Annotated in this window: 23 protein-coding genes; 14 read left to right on the top strand and 9 right to left on the bottom strand. The window is 60.4% G+C overall.

The window, feature by feature from the left end; translation table 11 throughout:
* The first annotated feature begins 54 nt into the window (after nucleotides 1-54).
* Nucleotides 55-525 (top strand): VOC family protein, encoded by a 471-nt coding sequence (locus C1T17_RS17315; RefSeq protein WP_104954504.1) that lies wholly within the window; start codon nucleotides 55-57, stop codon nucleotides 523-525.
* Nucleotides 526-544: 19 nt separating this feature from the next.
* Here C1T17_RS17315 and C1T17_RS17310 read toward each other — a convergent pair whose 3' ends face one another.
* Nucleotides 545-1,450, bottom strand: coding sequence for an SDR family oxidoreductase (locus tag C1T17_RS17310; RefSeq protein ID WP_189338395.1), 906 nt, complete (start codon nucleotides 1,448-1,450; stop codon nucleotides 545-547).
* Nucleotides 1,451-1,638: 188 nt separating this feature from the next.
* On the opposite strand from C1T17_RS17310, the gene C1T17_RS21775 reads away from it, so the two are divergent.
* Entirely contained in the window at nucleotides 1,639-2,130 is a 492-nt protein-coding gene (locus C1T17_RS21775) for an SDR family NAD(P)-dependent oxidoreductase (protein WP_104954502.1), read from the top strand.
* 12 nt (nucleotides 2,131-2,142) lie between these two features.
* Entirely contained in the window at nucleotides 2,143-2,382 is a 240-nt protein-coding gene (locus C1T17_RS21940; protein WP_104954501.1) for an SDR family oxidoreductase, read from the top strand.
* A gap of 3 nt (nucleotides 2,383-2,385) precedes the next feature.
* Here the strand turns inward: C1T17_RS21940 and C1T17_RS17295 are convergent, their stop codons facing one another.
* From C1T17_RS17295 to C1T17_RS17285, 3 genes are read right to left on the bottom strand one after another with little or no spacing between them, the layout of a single operon-like run.
* Nucleotides 2,386-3,537, bottom strand: coding sequence for a thiolase (locus C1T17_RS17295; RefSeq protein ID WP_104954500.1), 1,152 nt, complete (start codon nucleotides 3,535-3,537; stop codon nucleotides 2,386-2,388).
* Nucleotides 3,538-3,539: 2 nt separating this feature from the next.
* Complete coding sequence (locus C1T17_RS17290; protein WP_223262666.1) at nucleotides 3,540-3,923, bottom strand: Zn-ribbon domain-containing OB-fold protein; 384 nt, start codon at nucleotides 3,921-3,923, stop codon at nucleotides 3,540-3,542.
* Between the two features lie 8 nt (nucleotides 3,924-3,931).
* On the bottom strand, nucleotides 3,932-5,146 hold the full coding sequence (locus tag C1T17_RS17285; protein WP_104954498.1) for a CaiB/BaiF CoA transferase family protein: 1,215 nt from the start codon (nucleotides 5,144-5,146) through the stop codon (nucleotides 3,932-3,934).
* Nucleotides 5,147-5,220: 74 nt separating this feature from the next.
* Here C1T17_RS17285 and C1T17_RS17280 point away from each other — a divergent pair, with 74 nt between their 5' ends.
* Nucleotides 5,221-5,952, top strand: a complete 732-nt coding sequence (locus tag C1T17_RS17280) for a ThuA domain-containing protein (protein ID WP_104954497.1) — start codon at nucleotides 5,221-5,223, stop codon at nucleotides 5,950-5,952.
* Here the strand turns inward: C1T17_RS17280 and C1T17_RS17275 are convergent.
* Nucleotides 5,940-6,608, bottom strand: coding sequence for a TetR/AcrR family transcriptional regulator (locus C1T17_RS17275; RefSeq protein ID WP_104954496.1), 669 nt, complete (start codon nucleotides 6,606-6,608; stop codon nucleotides 5,940-5,942). The two genes, C1T17_RS17280 and C1T17_RS17275, sit on opposite strands and share 13 nt — an antisense overlap.
* A 180-nt stretch (nucleotides 6,609-6,788) precedes the next feature.
* On the opposite strand from C1T17_RS17275, the gene C1T17_RS17270 reads away from it, so the two are divergent.
* Genes C1T17_RS17270 through C1T17_RS17235 form a run of 8 tightly spaced genes read left to right on the top strand, consistent with a single transcriptional unit; the run spans nucleotide 6,789 to nucleotide 14,989 of the window.
* Entirely contained in the window at nucleotides 6,789-7,532 is a 744-nt protein-coding gene (locus C1T17_RS17270; protein WP_104954495.1) for an SDR family NAD(P)-dependent oxidoreductase, read from the top strand.
* A 16-nt stretch (nucleotides 7,533-7,548) separates the two neighbouring features.
* On the top strand, nucleotides 7,549-8,310 hold the full coding sequence (locus C1T17_RS17265) for an SDR family NAD(P)-dependent oxidoreductase (RefSeq protein ID WP_104954494.1): 762 nt from the start codon (nucleotides 7,549-7,551) through the stop codon (nucleotides 8,308-8,310).
* Nucleotides 8,311-8,341: 31 nt separating this feature from the next.
* Nucleotides 8,342-9,673: an aromatic ring-hydroxylating oxygenase subunit alpha gene (locus C1T17_RS17260; RefSeq protein WP_104954493.1), complete on the top strand. Its 1,332-nt coding sequence runs from the start codon at nucleotides 8,342-8,344 to the stop codon at nucleotides 9,671-9,673.
* Nucleotides 9,674-9,715: 42 nt separating this feature from the next.
* Entirely contained in the window at nucleotides 9,716-10,687 is a 972-nt protein-coding gene (locus tag C1T17_RS17255; RefSeq protein WP_104954492.1) for a thiamine pyrophosphate-dependent dehydrogenase E1 component subunit alpha, read from the top strand.
* A gap of 15 nt (nucleotides 10,688-10,702) precedes the next feature.
* Nucleotides 10,703-11,713 (top strand): alpha-ketoacid dehydrogenase subunit beta, encoded by a 1,011-nt coding sequence (locus C1T17_RS17250; RefSeq protein ID WP_104954491.1) that lies wholly within the window; start codon nucleotides 10,703-10,705, stop codon nucleotides 11,711-11,713.
* An 11-nt stretch (nucleotides 11,714-11,724) separates the two neighbouring features.
* Nucleotides 11,725-13,134 carry a 2-oxo acid dehydrogenase subunit E2 gene (locus C1T17_RS17245; protein ID WP_104954490.1) on the top strand — a complete coding sequence of 470 codons (1,410 nt, stop codon included), beginning with the start codon at nucleotides 11,725-11,727 and terminating at the stop codon, nucleotides 13,132-13,134.
* A gap of 51 nt (nucleotides 13,135-13,185) precedes the next feature.
* The gene (locus tag C1T17_RS17240; protein ID WP_104954489.1) at nucleotides 13,186-14,346 is read left to right on the top strand and encodes an acyl-CoA dehydrogenase family protein; all 1,161 of its coding nucleotides are present in this window, start codon (nucleotides 13,186-13,188) and stop codon (nucleotides 14,344-14,346) included.
* 1 nt (nucleotide 14,347) lies between these two features.
* A complete protein-coding gene (locus C1T17_RS17235) occupies nucleotides 14,348-14,989 on the top strand; it encodes an FMN-dependent NADH-azoreductase (RefSeq protein WP_104954488.1) in 642 nt (213 codons plus the stop codon).
* Here C1T17_RS17235 and C1T17_RS17230 read toward each other — a convergent pair.
* From C1T17_RS17230 to C1T17_RS17220, 3 genes are read right to left on the bottom strand one after another with little or no spacing between them, the layout of a single operon-like run.
* A complete protein-coding gene (locus C1T17_RS17230; protein ID WP_223262665.1) occupies nucleotides 14,935-15,447 on the bottom strand; it encodes a MaoC/PaaZ C-terminal domain-containing protein in 513 nt (170 codons plus the stop codon). The genes C1T17_RS17235 and C1T17_RS17230 overlap by 55 nt on opposite strands.
* 21 nt (nucleotides 15,448-15,468) lie before the next feature.
* Nucleotides 15,469-16,371 (bottom strand): acyl-CoA thioesterase, encoded by a 903-nt coding sequence (locus C1T17_RS17225; RefSeq protein ID WP_104955334.1) that lies wholly within the window; start codon nucleotides 16,369-16,371, stop codon nucleotides 15,469-15,471.
* Between the two features lie 47 nt (nucleotides 16,372-16,418).
* On the bottom strand, nucleotides 16,419-17,639 hold the full coding sequence (locus C1T17_RS17220) for an aromatic ring-hydroxylating oxygenase subunit alpha (RefSeq protein ID WP_104954486.1): 1,221 nt from the start codon (nucleotides 17,637-17,639) through the stop codon (nucleotides 16,419-16,421).
* A gap of 79 nt (nucleotides 17,640-17,718) precedes the next feature.
* On the opposite strand from C1T17_RS17220, the gene C1T17_RS17215 reads away from it, so the two are divergent.
* On the top strand, nucleotides 17,719-18,528 hold the full coding sequence (locus C1T17_RS17215; RefSeq protein ID WP_104954485.1) for a sugar phosphate isomerase/epimerase family protein: 810 nt from the start codon (nucleotides 17,719-17,721) through the stop codon (nucleotides 18,526-18,528).
* On the opposite strand, the gene C1T17_RS17210 is transcribed toward C1T17_RS17215, so the two are convergent.
* Nucleotides 18,525-19,322, bottom strand: coding sequence for an SDR family oxidoreductase (locus tag C1T17_RS17210; RefSeq protein ID WP_104954484.1), 798 nt, complete (start codon nucleotides 19,320-19,322; stop codon nucleotides 18,525-18,527). The genes C1T17_RS17215 and C1T17_RS17210 overlap by 4 nt on opposite strands.
* Before the next feature lie 204 nt (nucleotides 19,323-19,526).
* Here C1T17_RS17210 and C1T17_RS17205 point away from each other — a divergent pair, with 204 nt between their 5' ends.
* Nucleotides 19,527-21,173 (top strand): class I adenylate-forming enzyme family protein, encoded by a 1,647-nt coding sequence (locus C1T17_RS17205; RefSeq protein ID WP_104954483.1) that lies wholly within the window; start codon nucleotides 19,527-19,529, stop codon nucleotides 21,171-21,173.
* The last annotated feature ends 5 nt before the right edge of the window (nucleotides 21,174-21,178 follow it).

The raw sequence follows: 21,178 nt of genomic DNA, 5'->3' as shown, positions 1-21,178 counted from the left end.
GCTGAAAAATAGAGCGAGGATGCGCTCAATGTCGCCCGCTCAAAGGAGAAACCAATGATTTTGGGTATGCACCATGTGGCAATATCGACGCCCGACCTAGACAGGTTCGTCGATCATTATCAGCGCTGGTATGGCTTTGAGAAAGTTGCCGATGGCGGGTGGCAGAGCGATAACGAGCGCATAGGGAAGATGGTGCAGTTGCCCGGGTCTGCGGCGCGCTATGCCATGATCCGGCTGAACGGCCTTTATGTAGAGGTGTTCCAATATCTCGAACCCAGGGGCGAGCGTTTCGAACGCCGGATGTGCGATCCCGGCCTCATTCATATTTGCCTGTACGTCGATGATGTATGGGCGGAATATGAGCGATTGTCGGCACTCGGCATGGAGTTCCATTGTGAGCCGGGTGGCGGGGAGACGATGCTGGCAACCTATGGGCGCGACTGCGACGGTAATGTGGTCGAATTGCTGGAGGTGACCGCGCAGGATCACCCCTTCCCTTATTTGGGTGCGCGACAGCCTGCTTGAGGCGGGAGCGGCGCAGCCTTCACGCCGCGCCGCTCTCGTCGAAATAGTCCGGCATTCCGCCGGGCCAAACCACGCCCCACTGTGCCTGCCCGCCGTCCAGGATCATCAGGTCGCCATTGATGAAACGGGCTGCTGGAGACGCGAAATAGGCGATCGCTTCGGCAACGTCCCAGGCGTTGCCGCGCATCTTCATCGGGTTGGCTTGATGGAAGCGTTTGAGCGCCTCCTCCGGGTACATTGCAAAGCCTTCGGTTTCTATGACGCCTGGGCCTATGCAGTTTATGCGGATGTTGAACGGAGCCCATTCGGTCGCAAGCGTCTTCGACAGATAGATGACGCCCGCCCGCGCAGCGCAGGTGTGGGCAGCCTGCGGCATTCCACGTTCGACATTGGCGACGATATTGATGATGTTGCCTGGCTTGCCGTCGGCCCGCCAGCGCTTCGCGGCCTCCTGCATCATCCACCATGTGCCGTTGAGGTTGGTGTCGATGACTGCCAGCCAGCCCTTGCGCGTGAAATCAATAGCGTCCTGCGGAAACTGGCCGCCTGCATTGTTGACGATGGTGTCGATGCCGCCGAAACGGTCATGCACGGCGGCGATCAGCGCCTCGACCTCTTCCGGGTCGCGGATGGTCATGGACTGCGTGAATATCTCGACGCCTGTTTCCTTCGCGATGACATCGCGGGTACGCTCCAGCTTCTCGACATTGCGGCCGCAGATCGCGACATTTGCGCCCAAACGTACGGCAAGGAACGCTGCAGCCTTGCCCATGCCGCTGCCGCCGCCCGTGATGAGCAGCGTCTGCCCTGCAAGCAGGTCCGGACGGTACACCGTCTCTTTCGTGGCAAGATCTTCCTCCGTCAGGCCGCGTTTCGGCCGAGTCGGATCATTAAGGTCCGGCCGGAAGATCTTGGGTGTAGTCATAATGCTCGTCCTCTCCATGCGACACGTCGCAGTCACCCACGAGTCCGCCCCTTCTTCTATCTGGCCACCAGACTAGCAAGGCCAAATAAAAAAACAAACAAGAATGTCTTTATTTGGCGTTCTGCTGCGCATGGTTTGTATAAGGCAGATGACTGACGAACGGCTCAGGCTAGGTTTGCGTCAAAAAGATCGGAAGGAGAGGAAGTGATGGCGGAGCGGCGCAGGGTATTGGCCTTGATGTGGCAAAGCGGCTCGGCGAACTTGGCCATAAGGTCATGCTGTTCGATCGGGATGCTGCTTTGCTGGCGCAGGCCAAGCATGACTTAGACGTAATGGGTCTGGACGTATCTGCATTCGAGGGCGACGTCGCCTCTGACTCATCTGCTCAAGACGCTGTCGCCGGGATTGAGCGGGAACTCGGGCGCTTGGACATCCTCATCAACAATGCCGGGATCAGCCCCAGCCATGGCGGCTATTCGCAATTGGTCGAGGATGTGCCGCTGGAAGAGTGGGATCGAGTACTCGCAGTCAACCTCTCCGGCACCTTCTACATGTGCCGCCATGCTCTGCCTATGATGAAGGCGGGCAAATGGGGGCGGATCGTCAATTTTCGTCACAGGGTGGACGAATGCGCTCGCTGCTTTCCGGCGCGCATTATACCGCGACGAAGGCAGGCCTGATCGGCTTCACGCGTGTGCTCGCGGGGCAGGTGGGCGCATGGCATTACCGCCAACTGCATCGCGCCCGGTCGCATTGATACCGAACAAAGCCGTAGCTTCGGCGACACCGACACTTATCTGAAGCAATTGCCGGTCGGCCGTTTCGGCGAGGCCGCGGACATCGCTTCGGGCGTGGAGTACCTGGTGTCGAACGGCGCCGGGTTCGTGACCGGTACCGTTCTGGACATTAACGGTGGTTTCTATATGCCATAAAGATCATAGCGTAGCGGCGCTCCCCAGAATGACTGTCGCCTGGCTTGACAATGTACCGCCATTGCCGTGGGCGAGCGCGATATCGACCTGACCCTGCTGGTTCGCCGCGTCGCCCCTGATCTGACGCGCGGCCTCTATAATGGCGAACAGTCCATACATGCCGGGATGGCAGCAGGACAGGCCGCCGCCATTGGTGTTGACGGGGAGCGACCCGCCCGGCGCTATATTCCCGCCCGAGACGAAGCGCCCGCCTTCACCCTTCGGACAAAAGCCGAGATCTTCCAGGAACAGGATCGTGTTGATCGTGAAGGCGTCATAAAGCTGCACGACCTGCACCTCAGATGGCCCTATGCCAGCCGCATTATAGGCGCGTGGTCCCGATTCCGCTGCCGCCGTGGTCGTAATGTCCGGAGCCTGCGCGATCGAGTTCCACCATGTCGCAGCCGCAGCTCCCAGCACGGGGACCGGCGAATGCGGCAAATCGAACGCGTGATCCGTGCGCGTCAGCACGATCGCCGCTGCACCGTCGGTCACAAGGCAACAGTCCCGCACCGAAATCGGCGAACTGATGATCCGCGAAGCGAGGCAATCCTCTATACTTAGCGGCCCCTTTGCGAACGCTTCGGGATTCGTGTTCGCCCATTGGCGCGCGGCAACCGCGACCTCCGCCAGTTGCTCACGCGTCGTGCCATATTCATGCATGTGGCGGGCTGCGGCCAGAGCGTAGGACGATAGCGGAAACAGCGGGCGATAGGGTGCATCCCATGCATTGCTCTTGATTGATGTTGCCAGCTTCCCGCCATTGGTGCGCTGGTTTGACCCATAAGCGATTAGCGCCGTGTCGATATAGCCAGCCTCCAGCATCATCGTCGCGGTGATGATGTGGCTCATGAACGCCGATCCGCCGGTGCGGTTGTTGTCGGTGAAGCGGGGGCTGAGGCCGAGATATTCAGCAAAGCTGAGGCCAGCAAAGAAATCGTCGGGTTGGCAGATAAAAAGGGCATCAATCGCGCCGATGTGCAAGCCTGCGTCGGCGACCGCAAGCAATGCCGCGCGGACCGTCAATTCCATTGACGTGAGCCCCGGTGCTTCGCCGACACCGAAAGTAGCTAGGCCCGCGATCGCGGATTTACCGCGCGGGAAGGTTCCGCCCATTGCTAATGACCCACCAGTTCAAAGACGACCATCGGATCGCCATCATCCTGCCTCGCGATCCGCGCCCTTACGCGCTGGCCGATGTGCAGGGTTTCGGGGTCCGCGCCTTCGACCCGGCTCATCAACTGCGCACCTTCATCGAGGCGGACGATCACGACATTATAGGGCGGCGCAGGCGTCTTTTGCGACACCCACGTTAGCGAGTAGATGGTGCCAAGGCCCGATGCCTCGATCCATTCCAAATCGGTGTCACCGGTTCCCGGTTCCAGCACGCGTGGCGGGAAGAATACCGTGCCGGACGACACTGCACGTTGCAGCAGGAATTTACCTTCCTCCAAAGCCGCGCGCCAATGCGCTTCCGGTCCACCCGTGATCGCTTCCATCATGCTCTCCTTCAGGCGGGTTCCGCCAGACGTACCGCCCCGCTGCCAATCAGCGCATCGATCGCGCTGCTGTCGAACCCGGCCTCGTCCAGAATCTCGCGGCTGTTGGCGCCCAGCGCCGGACCTGGCCCGCCAATTGCGCCGGGCGTCGCCGAGAAGCTCGTCGGGATGCCGGGGAAGCGCAATCTGCCCTCGTCCGTGTCGCGCTCTTGCCAGAAACCCGTCTCGACCAGATGCGGATCGTGCAGCAAGTCCGTAAGGCTTGCGATGGCCATGGCGGGAATCTGCGCTTCCCGTAACAGTACCATCCACTCGTCGGTGGTGCGCTGCTCCATAACCTCTGCGACCTGGGCGAGAACCTTACCGATATTCTGCGTGCGCGTGCGCATGGAGGCGAACATCGGATCTTTCGACCATTCTGGATCGCCGATGGCGTGGAAGAAGGACCGCCAATGTTTGTCGTTATAGATCATGACGCCGATATAGCCGTCCGCCGTCTTGTAGGGGCGGCGCGCCTCCGACGTGGCGCGCGGATACTCTGGCGGCCCCAGCGGCGGCACGAATAGCGATCCGCATAGGTGCTCCACGGTTGCAAAGGACACCAGAGTCTCGAACATCGGCACCTCGATTTCCTGACCAAGGCCTGTGCGTTCGCGGGCGTAGAGTGCGGCCATTACCGCATAGGCACCGGTAAGCCCGGCGACCTTGTCGGCAACGACGGTGGCAAGATAAGTCGGCTCCCCTTTCGACAGGCGCGCCTGCAAATCGACGATGCCGGACGCCGCCTGCACGATGTCGTCATAAGCGGGATAGTCGCGATAGGGGCCTGACCGTGCAAAGCCGTAAAGATTGGCGTAAAGGATACGCGGATTGACGGCCTGTAGCGCGGCATAATCCAGCCCAAGCCGCCCGATCGCCTGCGCCCGCATGGAATGGATGAACACATCGGCAGTCTCGGCCAGCTTCAGCAGCGCGTCCCTCGCGGCGGGTTGCTTGAGGTCGAGGACGATGCTGCGCTTGCCCCGGTTCACGTTCATGAACATGCCACCCCGCGCCGGGTCGTTGCCGGGGGGCAGGTAGCGCGTGGTGTCGCCATCTGGGCTTTCCACCTTGATGACGTCCGCTCCCAGATCCGCAAAAATCTGCGTGGCATAAGGCCCCATCAGAACGCTTGTCAGGTCGAGCACGCGCACCCCTGAAAGCGGGCCTAGTCCTGCGCCGCTCATGCGTTTTTCTCCCCTCTTGCCAAGGGCAGGTCGCCGCCTATCCTCACGCGTACACACGTGAGAGAGGGATCATCATGAAGGCGCATCTGGTTGCGGCTGGCAAGTTCCACGACATTGATTTCGCGCGGCTGGAACTGCTGAAATTGCTGGCTGAACATCCCGAAATTCGAACCTCCGTCTCCTCGGACTATGCCGATACCGGCAGCATCATGGCCGCCGATTTATTGATTACCTACACCTGCGACCTCATCCCCACGCCGTCGCAGACCGACGTCCTAAAGAGCTGGCTGGAGCGTGGTGGACGCTGGCTTGCGCTCCACGGCACCAATGCGATCCTGCGCTTCGCCGATGATGGAATTGTGGATACGCCCGAAGACGCTCCGGAATTTACCGACCTGCTTGGAACGCGCTTTGCCGGTCATCCGCCGATCGCGCCGTACAAGGTGTTCGTGACGCGCAGCGACCATGAAATGACCATGGGTCTGCGCGATTTCCGCGTCGAGGATGAACTTTACCTGACGCATCGCACTGCCGATATCGACGTGCTCCTGCACACCAGCTTCACCGGACGCTGCGACGAATTTCGTGAATCGGAATGGGACGTTGCGGAAATGCCGGTGCTGTATGAGCGCAAGGTAGGGAAGGGCGGCATCCTCTACCTTACGCTCGGCCACTGCCGGGGCCATTATGATCTGCGTCCCGTTGCCGACTTCTGGCCGCATCCGCAGCGCTGCGCATGGAACTACCCTATATTCTACGAGCTGCTGCGCCGCGGCATTCGTTGGGGCGCTACTCACCGGGACTGACCCCGGCTTGCGGGCTTCATCAGCCTGATCTGCTGTTCCAGCAGCCGCAGCATCGGTTCAACCATGCTCTCATCGATCGCCTTGGTCAGCAGGTTGATCGCCATGCCTTCGATCATCGTCTGCGAGAGCGTCATGGCCAGTTCAAAGCTGACAGGGTCGTCCTGCCACTCGGGGAAAAGCAGCACAGCCTGCGAATTGAACTTCTGGCGAAATTCAAGTTGTAGCGGCTGCAATATCCGCGCGAGATCCGCATTGGTGCGCGCGGCTAGAGCCAGTTCATGAAAGGCGATAAACCCAGGCTTCTGCAATTGCCGCCAATAGGTGTTCACCATGGTCGCTGGTTCATGTTCAGTGATTTCCGCCGCGCGGCGGAAGGCGCGAAGACGCTTTTCATGCAATTCGACAATGGTCGCCTTGATAAGGGCGGAGCCATTTTCAAAATGATGAAGCATCGCGCCGCGCGAAAGCCCCGCTTCCGCCGCTACCTGAGGGGTGGTCGTATTGGCATAGCCGAATTTTACGATGCATCTGATCGTCGCATCGATTAGACGGGCTCTGGTCTGCGCGCTTTTTAGCGATTGCTGAGTCGGCCCATTGACCGAGGCGGCCTTTGTGCTGCGGGGGGCTGAGGCTGTACGCCCCGACGCAAGGGCCATAAAAATCTCCAGATAAAACTTGATAAAAAACAAGCATGACTGTTTTTCGTAGAAAAAGTCAAGCAGGCTGCGGCGTTTTTCCCCTTATAGCGCGACGGTCTGTAAATAGCATATCTACAAAAAAACATTCATGCTTGTTTCTTACTTGCGATCGGCGAAAAGCTCGTTCAAAGTATAGCGATGGTGCAAAGAACGGCCCTTATCATCGGCGCTTCCAGTGAAGGCGGCCTTGGCGAAGCGACGACGAGGCGCCTCGTTGCGGATGGCTACGCGGTTATTCTGGCCGGACGTAATCGGACGCGGCTTGATGCGCTCGCGGCTGATTTAGGCGCGCGCGCGTTCACCTGCGACTTACTCAATGAGCAGTCTATCTCCGATCTGGCGCGGGACGCGGGGCCTGTGGATGTGCTTGTGAATGCTGCGGGCACGACACAGGGCAGGCGCATCCTGAAGATCACTCGCCAGGAGATCGAGCCGCAACTGGCTATGCACGTCACTGCCAATATCCTGCTGATGAAGCACTTCGGCGCAATTATGCCGCGTGGTGGCAGCATCGTACTGTTCTCCTCCGTCGTGGGAAAGGTGCCGGGCTTCGGCCTAGTCGCTTATGCTGCGGCAAAGGCGGCGCTCGATCATGTGGTGCGCGTGGCGGCACTCGAATTCGGCCCGATGGGTATCAGGGTGAATGCGGTCGCTCCCGGCTTTTCGCGCACGCCGATGACGGAAGTGTTTCTCGGCGAGAGCCGCTATCAGGAACTCTACAGCCGTGAAACGGCCATGGGTAAGCTGACCGAACCGCATGAGGTGGCAGCGGCAGTGTCCTATCTCGCGTCGCCGGACTGCTACAGCACCGGCGAGATCATTCAGGTGAGCGGCGGGGCGCAATTGCTGCGCCTGCCGCGCGCCGACGAACTTCAAGCATAAACTAAGGAGCGGATAGGTGGACCTCGGACTACAGGGCAAGAAAGCCATTCTCGTCGGCGCGGCGCGCGGCATCGGCATGGCGGTTGCGGAAATCCTGGCACGGGAAGGTTGCGATCTCGCCATCACTGCGCGGTCTGAGGACAGCGTCAAGGATGCCATCGCCGACCTGTCGAAATATGGCACGCGTGTGATCGGCAAGCCCGTTAACGTAAAGAAGGCCGATGACTACAAGGCTTGGCTGGAATGGGCTGTCGAGGAGTTAGGCGGTTGCGACATCCTGATCCCGATCACTTCGGCCGGCGGCGGCATGGGCAGTGAGAAATATTGGAGCAACGCGTTCGAAGTCGACGTCATGGGGCCGGTGCGCGCCGTAGAGGCTGTCATCCCGACGATGACCGAACAGCAGTCGGGTTCGATCATCCTGATCGCCACCACCTCCACCGGGGAAGCGATGGGCGGCCCACAGGCGTACAATGCCATGAAGGCTTCGCTCCTCACATGGGGAAAGCAGCTTGCGCTGTTCCACGGAAAAAACGGTATCCGCGTCAATGTCGTGTCCCCCGGCCCGATCGAGTTCGAAGGGGGCAACTGGGACATGATCAAGGGAACGATGGAGAAATTCTACAACTCCCAACTGCGCCAGCAGCCGACCGGCCGCCTCGGCACGCCGGAGGAAGTCGCGCGCTGCATCGTGTTCCTCGCCAGCCCGGCTGCGAGCTGGTGCAACGGGTCGCATCTGGTCGTCGATGGCGGCTTCACCAATCGCACCCATTTCTGATCGGGCAGGGTCCGCAAGGAACGGAACGGCAATGGACGTAAAACGCAAGGTCGACATCATCCGGGTCAATCCACAGGACTGGCCCAACGGGACTCCCGCTCAGAAGGAGGAGGACCCGGACCTCGGCTATGACATCATTCCGGCCGAACGCTATTATAGCGAAGCATTCATGAAGCTGGAGTGGGATCATATCTGGTCGAAGGTCTGGCTGCTGGGCGGCCGCTCCGACGACATGAAGGAGCCGGGCGACTATATCTGTACGGAAATTGGCAAGGAGTCCGTCCTGATCGTCCGCCAGCAGGATAGATCGGTCCGTGCCTTCCCCAATGTCTGTCTGCATCGCGGCAACAAGTTACGCCCCGAAGGGCTTGGCAATGCCGAGAACTTCCAGTGCATGTATCATCACTGGACCTACGACCTGCAGGGCGCGATCACGCGTATTCCCGACCTCGACACCTTTCCGCAAGGTTGTCCTCCCGGCGCGGCGCTGCCGAGCTATCCGTGCGAAGAATGGGGCAGTTTCGTCTGGTACTCGCTCAATCCCGATGTAGGACCGCTGGCCGACTTCCTCTCGCCGATGCAGGCGCATCTGGAACCCTATCATCTGGAGCGGATGGCATGGGCACGCGACATTACGGTGGAGTGGGACTGCAACTGGAAGGCCAGTGTCGACGCATTCAGCGAAGTCTATCATGTGCAGGGCATTCATCCGCAGCTGCAATGGTATCTGGACGACACCAATGCGCAGGTCGACGTGTATGAGCGGCACAGCCGTTACTTGGTTCCGTTCGCGGCGATCAGCGCCCGTGTTGCTCTGCCGTCCGCCATTCCGCCCGCCATCTATGACATCATGGTCAAGGCAGGCATGGACCCGGCGGAGTATGAAGGCCGCGTCAGCGACATTCGCCGCGATGTGCAACTGTTCAAGCGCAAGCATGGCAAGGATCAGGGCAAGGATTATTCGGCGCTGAATGACGATCAGCTAACCGACGATTATCATTACTCGATCTTCCCAAATGTCTCGATGAACGTCCATGCCGACGACGTCATGATGTTCCGCCAGCGCCCGCACCCGACCAATCCCAACAAGATGTTTTATGACATCTGGATGTTTGAACTGGTGCCGGAAGGCGATGAATGGCCCGAGCGCCCCAAGCACAAGCGGTTCAAGCATGGCGACCGCAGCATCGGTCAGGTGTTGGATCAGGACGCGTTCAACCTTCCGACGGTGCAGAAGGGCATGCATTCCGACGCCTTCAAGGGGCTTTGGATTGGCGATCAGGAATTGCGCATCCGGCACTTCCACAAGGTGATTGACGATTTCGTCTATGGTGCGGGCAACAAAGGCCCTGGCGACATTTGAACAGCCGGCGGTGGTAAAAGAATTTTAGGAGAGGCGAATTTCATGCAGCTTTCCAGAGAGGAACTTGTCGGCGCGTATCGGCGAATGGCGATCATCCGCCAGTTCGAAGAGCGTCTGCACGAGGAGATCAAGACCGGCGAAATTGCGGGCTTCACCCATCTTTATTGCGGGCAGGAGGCTGCCGCTGTCGGCGTGTGCGACCATCTGACCACCGAAGATCTGATCGTATCCACCCATCGCGGCCATGGACATTGCATCGCCAAGGGCTGCGACGTGAAGGGGATGATGAAGGAGATTTACGGACGTCGAGACGGCCTGTGCAAGGGGCGGGGCGGCTCCATGCATATCGCGGATTTGTCTGTCGGCATGTTGGGCGCAAACGGCATCGTCGGCGCGGGGGCACCGCAAGCCGTTGGCGCGGCTATTGCAGCAAAGCTAGATGGAAAGGGCCGCGTGGCGATCGCGTTCTCCGGCGACGGCGCGTGCAATCAGGGCACAACCTTCGAAGCGATGAACCTTGCCGTCGTCGTTAAGGCGCCTGCGATCTTCGTGTTTGAGAACAACCATTATTCCGAACATACCGGCGTCGACTATGCCGTCGGCACCAACAAGGACATTGCCAGCCGCGCCGAGGCATTCGGCATGAAGGCATGGCGCGCCAATGGCTGCGATTACTTTGACACTTATGAGACGATGCGCGACCTCCTCGAATATGTCCGCGCAGGCAACGGCCCAGCCGCGATCGAACTGGATACCGAGCGGTTCTACGGCCACTTCGAGGGCGATCCGCAGCGCTATCGCGCCAAGGGAGAGCTGGACCGGCTGCGCGAGGAGCGCGACTGCCTGAAGGCTTTCCGTGCCCGCGTCGGCGAAGCGAAGCTGCTCGATCTTCAACTGCTCGACGATGTCGATGCGGAAGTCGCGCAGCTCATCGAAGAAGCCACGAGCGAGGCGCGTGCTGCCCCGCCGCCCGATCCGGCGCATGTCGCCGAAGATGTTTACGTCGATTATTAAGAGGAAGCGGACACCATGGCAGTCATGAATATCCGCGAGGCGATCAACAAGACGCTGATGGATGAAATGGAGCGCGATTCCAACATCATCGTGCTCGGCGAGGATGTGGTCGGCGGCGCGGGTACGGCCGGAGGTCAGGAGGCCATCGGCGGCATCTGGGGCACGACGCCCGGTCTTTTCGCCAAGTTCGGTGCGGACCGCGTCATCGATACGCCGATCTCGGAAAGTGCGATCATTGGCGCTGCGGCGGGCGCGGCGCTTGCGGGCAAACGGCCAGTCGCGGAGCTGATGTTCGCCGATTTCGTGGGTGTCAGCCTGGACCAGCTCTGGAATCAGATGGCGAAGTTCCGCTATATGTTCGGCGGCAAGACGACGTGCCCTGCGGTCGTGCGCCTGATCTACGGCGCGGGCATGAACGCGGCGGCCCAGCATAGCCAGTCGGTCTATGCCATGTTGACGTCGATGCCCGGCCTGAAGGTCGTTCTTCCCGCGACGCCCGCCGACGCTAAGGGCCTGTTGACCGAAGCGCTGCGTGGCGACGATCCGGTGATGTTCTTCGAGCATAAGGCGCTGTACGGCGTGAAGGGCGAAGTGCCCGATGGCGAACATCGCCAGCGCTTCGGCGAAGCGCGCATGGTGCGCGAGGGCGGCGACGTCACGGTAGTTACTTGCGGCCGCATGGTCGGTTTCGGCGAGAAGGCGGCTGACAAGCTGGCGGCGGAAGGTATCGGCGTCGATCTGATCGACTTGCGGACCACCAGCCCGCTGGACGAAGAAGCCATCCTTGATTCCGTCGAGGCCACCGGACGGCTGGTGGTAGTGGACGAAAGCCCGCCACGCTGCAGCCTTGCCGCCGACATCGCTGCGATCGTCGCGTCAAAGGCTTTCACCAGCCTCAAAGCGCCGCCTGCGATGATTACCGGCCCGCATTCGCCAATCCCGTTCGCCCGCGAACTGGAACGCGCATGGGTTCCTTCCCCCCAGAAGATCGAGGATGCGGTTCGCCAACTCCTCGCCTTTCGCTGAGGAGTGGCGGCATGGCCAATCTGAAGCCGTTCACCATGCCCAAATGGGGCATCGAGATGAGCGAAGGCACGATCGCCGAATGGATGGTCGCGGAAAATGCCCAGTTCGAAAAGGGCGCCGTGCTCGCGCTGATCGAGACCGACAAGATCACTAACGAAGTTGAGGCGGAAGCGCCCGGTCGCTTTGTGCGGATCATGGCGGAGGCCGGCGGAACCTATGCCGTCGGCGCGCTGCTTGCCGTGCTGAGCGATGGCGGCGAGGCCAGCCCGGCTGAGGTCGATGCTATCGTTGGAGGATTCAAGCAGGCAGACACAAGTTTCGGCACAGATGGCGATGACGCGCCCGTGGTTGCGCCTCCACCTCCACCTGCGCCCGCTCAGGTCGCCATTCCGGACGACGCGCTGATCAGCCCCGTGGCTCGCAGCCGCGCCATGGAAGCTGGCGTCGATGTCGCGACCCTTCAGGGATCAGGCCGTGGTGGGCGCATTACGGCGCAGGATATCGATCAGGCCGCGCGTCCTGCAGCGGCAGCTACACTGGTCGGGCAGTTCCCGCTGACGCCCGACACCGGGGCATTTGCATCGCCCATGGCGAAGCGGCTCTCGGTAATGCACGATGTTTCGCTCTCCGGGATAGAGGGTTCAGGCCCGCGCGGCCGAATCCGCAAGGCCGACGTGCTTGCCCGTATCGTTCCGCCTGCACAACCTGCTCCCCCGCCACCGCCCTTGGCTGCCTCGCCCATTGCTCCCTCTGCGGCGGGCGTGACGGTCAAGCCTATGTCGTCCATGCGCCGCACGATTGCGCGTCGCTTGACCGAGGCAAAGAGCACGATCCCGCATTTCTACGTCCGCCGCCGCGTTCGCGCGGATCGGCTGCTTGCCTTACGCGCCGCAGTGCAAGGGCAGCGGCCCAGCGTGAACGACTATCTGATCAAAGCCTGCGCGCTGGCGCTGATGGAAGTGCCGCAGGTCAATATTCAAGTTCACGGCAACGACATTCATGAGTTCGACAGCGCAGAAATCGCCGTCGCCGTCGCCACAGAGAAGGGGCTGGTCACGCCCATCGTTGCAAACGCAGACCGCCGCAGCGTTTCCGACATTTCCACCGTCATGGCGGCGCTCGCGCAACGGGCGAAATCGGGCAAACTGAAACCGGAAGAGTTCAGCGGAGGCAGCTTCTCCCTCTCCAACCTGGGCGGCTTCGGGGTCGAGCAGTTCGATGCGATCATCAACCCGCCACAGGGCGCAATCCTGGCCGTCGGCACGGCGCGGCCGGAACCGATCGACGATGACGGGGCGATCCGCATCGTGCCCGTATTCCACTTGTCACTGTCCTGCGACCATCGCGCGATCGACGGCGCGGACGGCGGGCGTTTCATGGCGGCGCTCGCCAATCTGATCGAGCATCCCGAACTGCTCTAAACAAAATATGGCGCTCCCTGCTGATAGCAAAGCGCCCAAAGGGAGGATGAAGTGAATTTCTCGTTGACCCCTGACCAGGAAGAACTGCAGGCAGCGGCCCGCAATTTCGCGCGTGCCGAACTGCCCGCGATCGCTGCGGAGCTGGAACGCGACAACAAGCCGCCAAGTCATGAACTGATCCACCGCTATGCGGAAATGGGATTTCTTGGCATCAATGTGTCGTCCGGTCTGGGCGGTTTGGGCCTTGGCAATATCGAGGCGCTGATCGTGCTGGAGGAATTTGCCAAAATCTCGTCTGCCGTCGCGTTCCCTATCTTCGAATCCTCGGTCGGCCCTGTACGCGCCATCGAATATTTCGCGCCTGAGAGCCTGAAGAAGCGCGTCGTTCCCGCCGTGTGCCGAGGCGAAATGGTCATCGCAGTCTCCATGTCCGAACCCGATGCGGGAAGCGCGCTGACCGACCTTAAGACCAGAGGCGTCATAAAAGGTGACAAGGTCATCATCAACGGCACCAAGCGGTGGTGTTCGGGTGGTGGCCATGCGGATGCTTATGTCGTCTATTGCCGTCTATCCGACGATCCTGGCGCAAAGGCCATCGGCGCCGTGCTGGTGGAAAACGGCACGCCGGGATTAAGCTTCGGACCGCCCGAACAGCTCATGGGCTTCCGTGGCATCCCGTCGTCCGACCTCAACTTCGATGATTGCGAGGTGCCGGTCGAGAACATCATCGTGCCGGCGGGCGGCTTCAGGCAGCTTATGGAAGCGTTCGACTTGGAGCGGTGCGGCAATGCCACCATGTCTCTGGGTCAGGCATCGGGCGCGTTGGAGGACGTCTCCCAATATGTGCTGGAGCGCAAGCAGTTCGGCAAGCCTATCGCCGAGTTCCAGGCCGTGCAGATCAAGCTCGCCGAAATGCATATGAAGTGCGAGGCGGCGCGTCTGCTGATCTGGCGCGCGGCGGTCAATGCGCAGGATGGCCTGCCGTCGGTGCTCAACAGTTCGACGGGGAAGTGCTTCGCCAACACCATCTCGCGTGAAGTGACCGGCGACGCGATGCAGTTGATGGGCGCCTATGGCTATTCCAAGGAGTTCCCGATGGAGCGCCGCCTGCGCGATAGCTGGGGCTGGGGCATTGCTGGCGGCGCGATCGATATTCAGAAAGTGAATATCGCAGGGGCCATGCTGGGCCGCCGCTTCGATCAGCGTCGCTGATATGAGCAGGTTCGCCCGGCTGTTGCATATCGAGGCGAGTCCACGCGGTCCACGATCCCGATCATCTGATGTCGCCCGGCGTCTGATCGACGGGATCGCTCCGGCGACAGTCGAGACTCTCAACCTTTTCGAAGCGGACCTTCCACCTTTTGACGGAACGGTGATTGAGGGCCGCTACGCACTGCTCGCGGGGGACGCGGTTTCCCCGGATGTCGTTGCGCAGTGGGATGCGATCCGCGCCCGTATTGACCATTTCCTGTCCTTCGATGCGTGGTTGTTCAGCGCGCCGATGTGGAATTTCGGGGTTCCCTATCCGCTCAAGCATTATATCGATCTTATCACGCATCCGGGCATGACCTTCACCGTTCAAGATGGCGGAGTTACAGGTCTGGCGGCGGGGCGGACTGCTATTGTGATCGGGTCAGGGGCGTTGGACATTCGACCGGACGGCCCAATGGCGGCACTCGATCATCAGATGACTTACCTGAACGACTGGGTCGGCTTCATCGGCGTTACTGACATCCATCGCGTCGATATTCGTCCGACATATGGAAGCGAGTGCGAGGTGAGCGCTGCGATGGACCGCGCCTATGCCGAGGCAGATGCACTTGCCGCTGCCCTGTCGCGCCCCGCCCGTGTGTAGACGAGGTTGATACTGGTGAAGGTCACGGCCTCCTCGCCGGTCTGCGTCACCACTGCATAGCGGGTGAGGGCAGTGCCCCGGTCCTCGCGAGTCTGCGAGGGACGCAGTTCGGTGATTTCCGACGTCACATGGATTACATCGCCCGCGCGGATGGCGCGGCGAAGGCGCAGTTCGTCCCAGCCGATGCCGCACACGAAATCGATATCCGAATTGATCTCGTGATCCAGTTGCCGCCACATCGCCAACACATGGATGCCGCTGGCGACCAGCTCGCCGAACACCGATCCCTTCGCCAGCTCCGGGTCACTGTGAAACCATTGCGGATCATAATCGCGCGCAAAGGTCAGAATATCCTCTTGAGTCACCAGCCGCTCGCGCGATTTGCGAAATTCGCCGACAGCGAGGTCTTCAAAGGTGCGGTAGGGCTTTACGGGCACGAAGGGCGTGTCGTTAGTCACAATGAACCCTTTTTTCCTGCATCACAGCGTATCACCTCGGGGCGTCTCCAAAATTCGGATCAGCCCTTCCTGCGCGACCGACGCGACGAGGCGTCCATCGGCGGTATGGACAACGCCGCGCCCCAATGTACGCGCTCCGGCCGCCGCAGGGCTGTCGAGCGAATAGAGTAGCCATTCGTCGACGCGGAATCGGTCATGGAACCAGATCGCATGATCGAGGCTTGCGGTCTGTAGATGCTCATCCGCCCAACCGACGCCGAGCGGCAATAGTCCCGCGTGGAGGATATGAAGGTCCGACACATAGGCGAAAAAGCGCTGATGCTCCGCGGGATCGCCTCCCAACGTGCCTTCGAAGCGGAACCAGACGTGTCGGACGCTCGATACCGGCGCGTCGTTGAATATTCGGAAAGGCTCGACCGGTCGCCAGTCGAAGAGATGCTTGCGGCGCCAGAAGGGCCAGTGCTTCTGGGTAAGATAGTCGCCCACCTCGGCGATATAATCGCTCATAGAGCGCAGTCCCTCGGGGCCGGGCACGTCCGGCATCGGGAACTGATGGCCGGGACCGTCCTCATGCACATGCAGGGAGGCAGCCATCGTTAGTATGATCTGGCCATCCTGCTCCACGCTAACGCGGCGTGCGGAGAAGCTCTGGCCGTCCCGGTCACGGCTGACGATGAAGTCTATGGGCCGGTCGATGCTGCCTGGGCGCACGAAGTAGGCATGGCAACTGTTGATCGAACGATCCGCTGGTGCGGTCTTCTGGATCGCCGCAACCGCCTGAGCCACGACCTGCCCGCCATAGAGGCGCAGCAGGCGGCTGGGTATCGGCTCGGCGCGATAGCGGTCGGGTCCAACTTCATGGAGGGCGAACAGCATGTCGCGTTCCACGGCGGGGTCGTTATTGTAGATTTCTTGGTCGGCCATGACGTGCTGTTTGTCAGGTGTCGAAGCAGAAATCGACCGCAATATGGTCACTCACGCACAACCTGATCGTACAGAACCTGCTCCACGCGCGCTTCCGGCGGCACCTGGTTCAGGCCGATCCGGCGATCCAGTTCCTCATGCCAATGATAAATGCGGCGTTCCTGATAGTTGAGCGGCATGCCCCGGAAACCCTTACTCTCCAAAGATTCCTGGATCTGCGGCGCGAATTGCAGATCCTCGTAGAGAATGCGCTCCCAGTTGGAGAGCCGCGTGTCCCACCGCTCGCTAGGTTGCTCCGGGTCATAGTCCGGCGCGATCCAGCTTGAAACGACGCGGCATGTCGTATCCGATGTTGGCCAGAACTGAAGTAGCGGAATACCGCTATCGGACGCGGGCATCACGAAGTTCGGATAGATGTGATAGCTCACATTGTTGTTCGCCGGCACTTCGGTGATCGTCGGAATCTTGGGCATGCCCAGCGTGCCCGGATCTTTCCAGTCGGGGCGGCTGTTGGGCGTCAGCATCCGGCTGTGGCCATTGGGCCAGAGCGTCACGATCATGCCGCGATGGTCGAGGAAGCGGTCGACCGTGTGCTGATGAATGGACTTGATGTGATAAACCTCAAGAAACGCATCGAGCAGGATCTTGACGTTGCAGCCCACATCATAGCTGCGGGAGTCGACCATGCGCAGATCCTCAAGCTTATATTGCTCAAGCTCCTTCGCCATCGGACCGAGATGCTCCATCAGCGGCTGCGCGTCCTGATCCTCATTGAGGAAGATCAGGCTGCCCAGCAATTCACAGCGCACGGAGACGAGCGAGCGGCAGGAAAAATCGAGGTCGACGAAGTCGCGCTTGTCGCGCACGGCGGTGAGCTTGCCTTCCAGCGTGTAGCTCCATCCGTGATAACCGCAGACGAAGCCGCGCGACTCTCCGGCATCTTCGGTAACGAGCGGCGCGCCGCGATGCTGGCAGGTATTGTAGAAGGCGCGGACGTCGCCTTGCATGTCGCGGACGACGATGACGGGGGAGCCGGTGTTGCGGGAGAGGAACCAACAGCCTTTGTTCGGTAGCTGATCGACATGACCCGCATAGAGCCAGGCGCGGCCCCACATACGCTCGCGCTCCAGCGTCAGAAATTCCTTGTCGACATAGCGCCTGCCGGGAATGTCTGGCAGGGCGGGGAAGCCTTCGGGCGGCGTCTTGCGTGAGCGCTCGAATTCCATCGCCTCATTGACCTGATCAACCGAGAATGCGTTCAGTTCCATTATTCCACTCCTGATTGACTTCCCCTAGCATGATGGCGCATAAAAACAATCATGAATGTCTTTTTATTAGGAGTGGCCGATGATCGTGCCGCGCTTTTCTTTGCACCCGCTGAACGCGCTGGAAGCCACACCGGTCGAACTCGTCAGGATGGCTGCCGAACTGGAATGCAGCCACGTCACGATCTTCACGCATGTGCCGGAGCAGGCGAGGGGGCTTTTCCCTCTGCTGGAGCGTAAGGACGTTGACGTGTTTCTGGAAGCCTTGGCTGAAACCAGTGTGACAGTTGGAAATTTGGAAGTTTTTCCTTTGGAGGATGATGGGAATTATCGACACCTCGTGGAGGGGCTAGAGATCGGGCGGGCCATTGGAGCCAGGCGGGCGACGACTCACATCCACGCTATAGACAACCACGCGCTCGCAGTGGATCGTTTCAGGCGATTTTGCGCGCTTGCGGCGGAATATGATGTCGTCCCCGGATTGGAATTCAACGCCTTTTCGGCGGTGAAGGACATCCGCACTGCGGCTGCCATCATTCGGGACGCCGGATGCGGTACGCTGGTTCTCGACGTGCTCCACCTGATGCGCAACGGCGCTTATGTCGACTCGGTGGCGGAGAATGCCGATCTCGTTTCGATAGTGCAGCTTTCCGATGGACCGCTGGAGATCGACGAAGGCGGCATATGGCGGGAGGCCATCAAGGAACGGGCGCTGCCGGGGCAGGGCGCCTTTCCTTTAACGGACATCCTCGCTCCGCTGTCAGGGGAGATCATCATCGAGGCGGAGATTCCGCAATATCGGGCAGAGAAGTCGGGGTGCAGCGCCTTCGAACGCGCCCGCCGCGCCATGGAAGCGACTCGGGCAGTGATCGCAGATCAGCGTGCGACCTAACTGGCCTGCGCCGCGCGGGCGGCCTTCACCGCTGCGCCGATTTCCGCGTTGGTCGGGTTGCGGCGCAGGGTCAGGCCCCCATTCACTTGCAGGACTTGGCCAGTCATGAAGCACTCGTCGGACGCAAGCCAGACTGCCGCTTCGGCAATGTCGTCGCTGGTGCCGACGCGGCCCAACGGATATTCACGCTTGAAGGCGTCGATGATCGCCTGATTTTTCGCCGCTTTCGCCGTCATTGGCGTGATCGTGAAGCCCGGCGCAATGGAGTTCGCACGAATGCCGCGATGGCCGAACTCATTGGCGACGCAGCGAACGACATGATCCGCTCCCGCCTTCGTGCCCATATAGGCGGCATGGTCTTCTAGCATGATCGAAGCCGTTGCGGATGAAATCTGGATCAGCGATCCGCCGTCGCGCATGGTACGCAGCATTGCCTGATAGAAGAGGATCGCGCCCGTGAACTGAAGGGCGGTGATCTTCTCGATCTCTTCCTTTGTCGTTTCCAGAAACGGCTTGAGCAAGCCCCATCCGGTGGCGTTGAGCGCAATGTCCAGCCCGCCAAAGCGGTCGACAGCAGCCTGCGCCAAGGCGGCAAGGTCGGCTTCGTTGGTAATGTCGCAGGCAACGCCGACGCCGTCCAACTCCTGCGCGAAGCCCGCAACCGAATTGGTGTCGCGACCCGCGATCACTAGCTTCGCGCCTTCCGATGCCAAGCGGCGGGCAATCGTCTGGCCCATATTGTCCTTGCCCGCCGCGCCGATGACTACGGCGACCTTCCCGTCAAGCTTGCCCATTTCATCTCTCCTCTGATTGCACCTGCCGCGCAGTTGCCAATGTGATAGCGCAGACGAGGAGGGAAGCGAGATAAAAAGACATGACAGATTGTTTTTTATCGGACTGATGATAAGCTTGCGTGATAAGTGACCGCTGTGTCCGAACAACAGAACGCGAAAAGCGGTAGCGACACGGTTTAGGTTCATGCTGATCTGGAGAAGATGATGGCGTCGAAGGAACCGATTTTCACTATGGGCGCAATGTTGCGGAGGTCCGCCGCGCAATATGCAGATGCCCCGGCGCTGATATTTCCCGATCGCAAGCTGACCTATAATGAGTTGAACAAGTCCGCACGGGCCTGGGCCAGGACGTTCATTGCTCTAGGCATCCAGCCGGGACAGAATGTCGGCATTCTGCTCACCACGCGCCCCGACTTCATCGAGATATTCTACGGCATCGAAATGGCAGGCGGCATCGCTGTGCCGGTCAATGCCCGCTATCAGGCGAGCGAGCTGAATTTCCTGGTGCGCGACGCTGACCTTGTGCTCCTCGTCACGACTGGCCGGGTGGCCGACAGCCTCGACTTTGGCGAGCGCCTAGTCGCTGCCTTGCCTTCGCTCAAGGATCAGAAGGACGCAGCCGCACTCAGCCTGGACGAAGCGCCTATGTTGCGGTCCATCATCTGCCTCGATCCGCCTGCGCCGTCCTACCTGATGGATGCGACGCAGGCGCTCGCGTTGGGCAGGGACGTGGCAGACACGGTGGTCGATGCCGGGATCGACGCAGTGGATGCGGAGGACATCGCGATGATCCTTTACACCTCTGGCACCACCGCCACTCCAAAGGGCGCGCTCATTAGCCATCGGGGCCAAGTCGGCAACAGCCGCAATCTGGGCATCCGATATGAAGTTACCGCGCAGGACCGCGTATGGTCGCCGCTCCCTATCTTCCACATCGCGGGTATCCTGCCGATGACGATGATCCTCGATCTGGGCGGTGCTTATATGACCGTACCGCATTTCGACGCAGGCGTGGCGCTGGAAATGCTGGGCCGCGAAAAGGCGACGATCGCCTATCCCAGTTTCGTGACCATCATGCAGGATCTGATCACCCATCCCATGTTTAAGGACACGGACCTTTCCAGCCTGCGTGTCATGAATTCCAATTTCGCCGTGCAGCCCCCCTGGATCAAGGATGCAGTGACAGCGGCTATGCCGCACACAACGCAGGTCGGGACTTACGGCCTGACCGAAGGCGCGGGTACGGTGTCGACCAGCCGGCTCAGTAATTCGTTTGAGCAGCGCACAGGACGTTGCGGCGTACCGCTGGACGAGTGGGAAATCCGCATTGTCGATATCGAAAGCGGCAAGGACTTGGGCGTCGATGAACGCGGCGAAATCGTCATCCGTGGCCCCAACATGCTCCGTGGCTATTACAACGCGCCGGAGAAGACGGCTGAGGTCATCCGCGACGGCTGGTTCCACACGGGTGACATCGGCTCCATCGACGCTGACGGACAAGTGATGTTCCATGGCCGCACCAAGGACATGCTGAAGGTGGGCGGAGAGAATGTCGCGGCAGCCGAGATCGAGGCCATGTTGCAGAGCCATCCGGCGGTAAAGCTGGCACAAGTCGTCGGCATTCCGGACAATCGCTATGTCGAGGTGCCGGCCGCCTTCGTGGAATTCGTCGAAGGACAAAGCGCGACGGAGCACGAACTGATTCAGCACTGCAAAGGTAAGCTCGCCAGCTTCAAGATACCCCGGCATGTGCGTACCGTGTCGCAATGGCCAATGTCGACGTCGAAGATCCAGAAGTTCCGGCTGCAACGCGAATTGATCGAAGAATTGAACCGCAACGACGCGGCATGAATTTC

Origin of the sequence: Sphingobium sp. SCG-1, from assembly GCF_002953135.1 — a bacterium.
Lineage (GTDB): Bacteria > Pseudomonadota > Alphaproteobacteria > Sphingomonadales > Sphingomonadaceae > Sphingobium.
The sequence above is the reverse complement of the archived record's forward strand: the minus strand, read 5'-3'. Positions and strand labels throughout refer to the sequence as shown.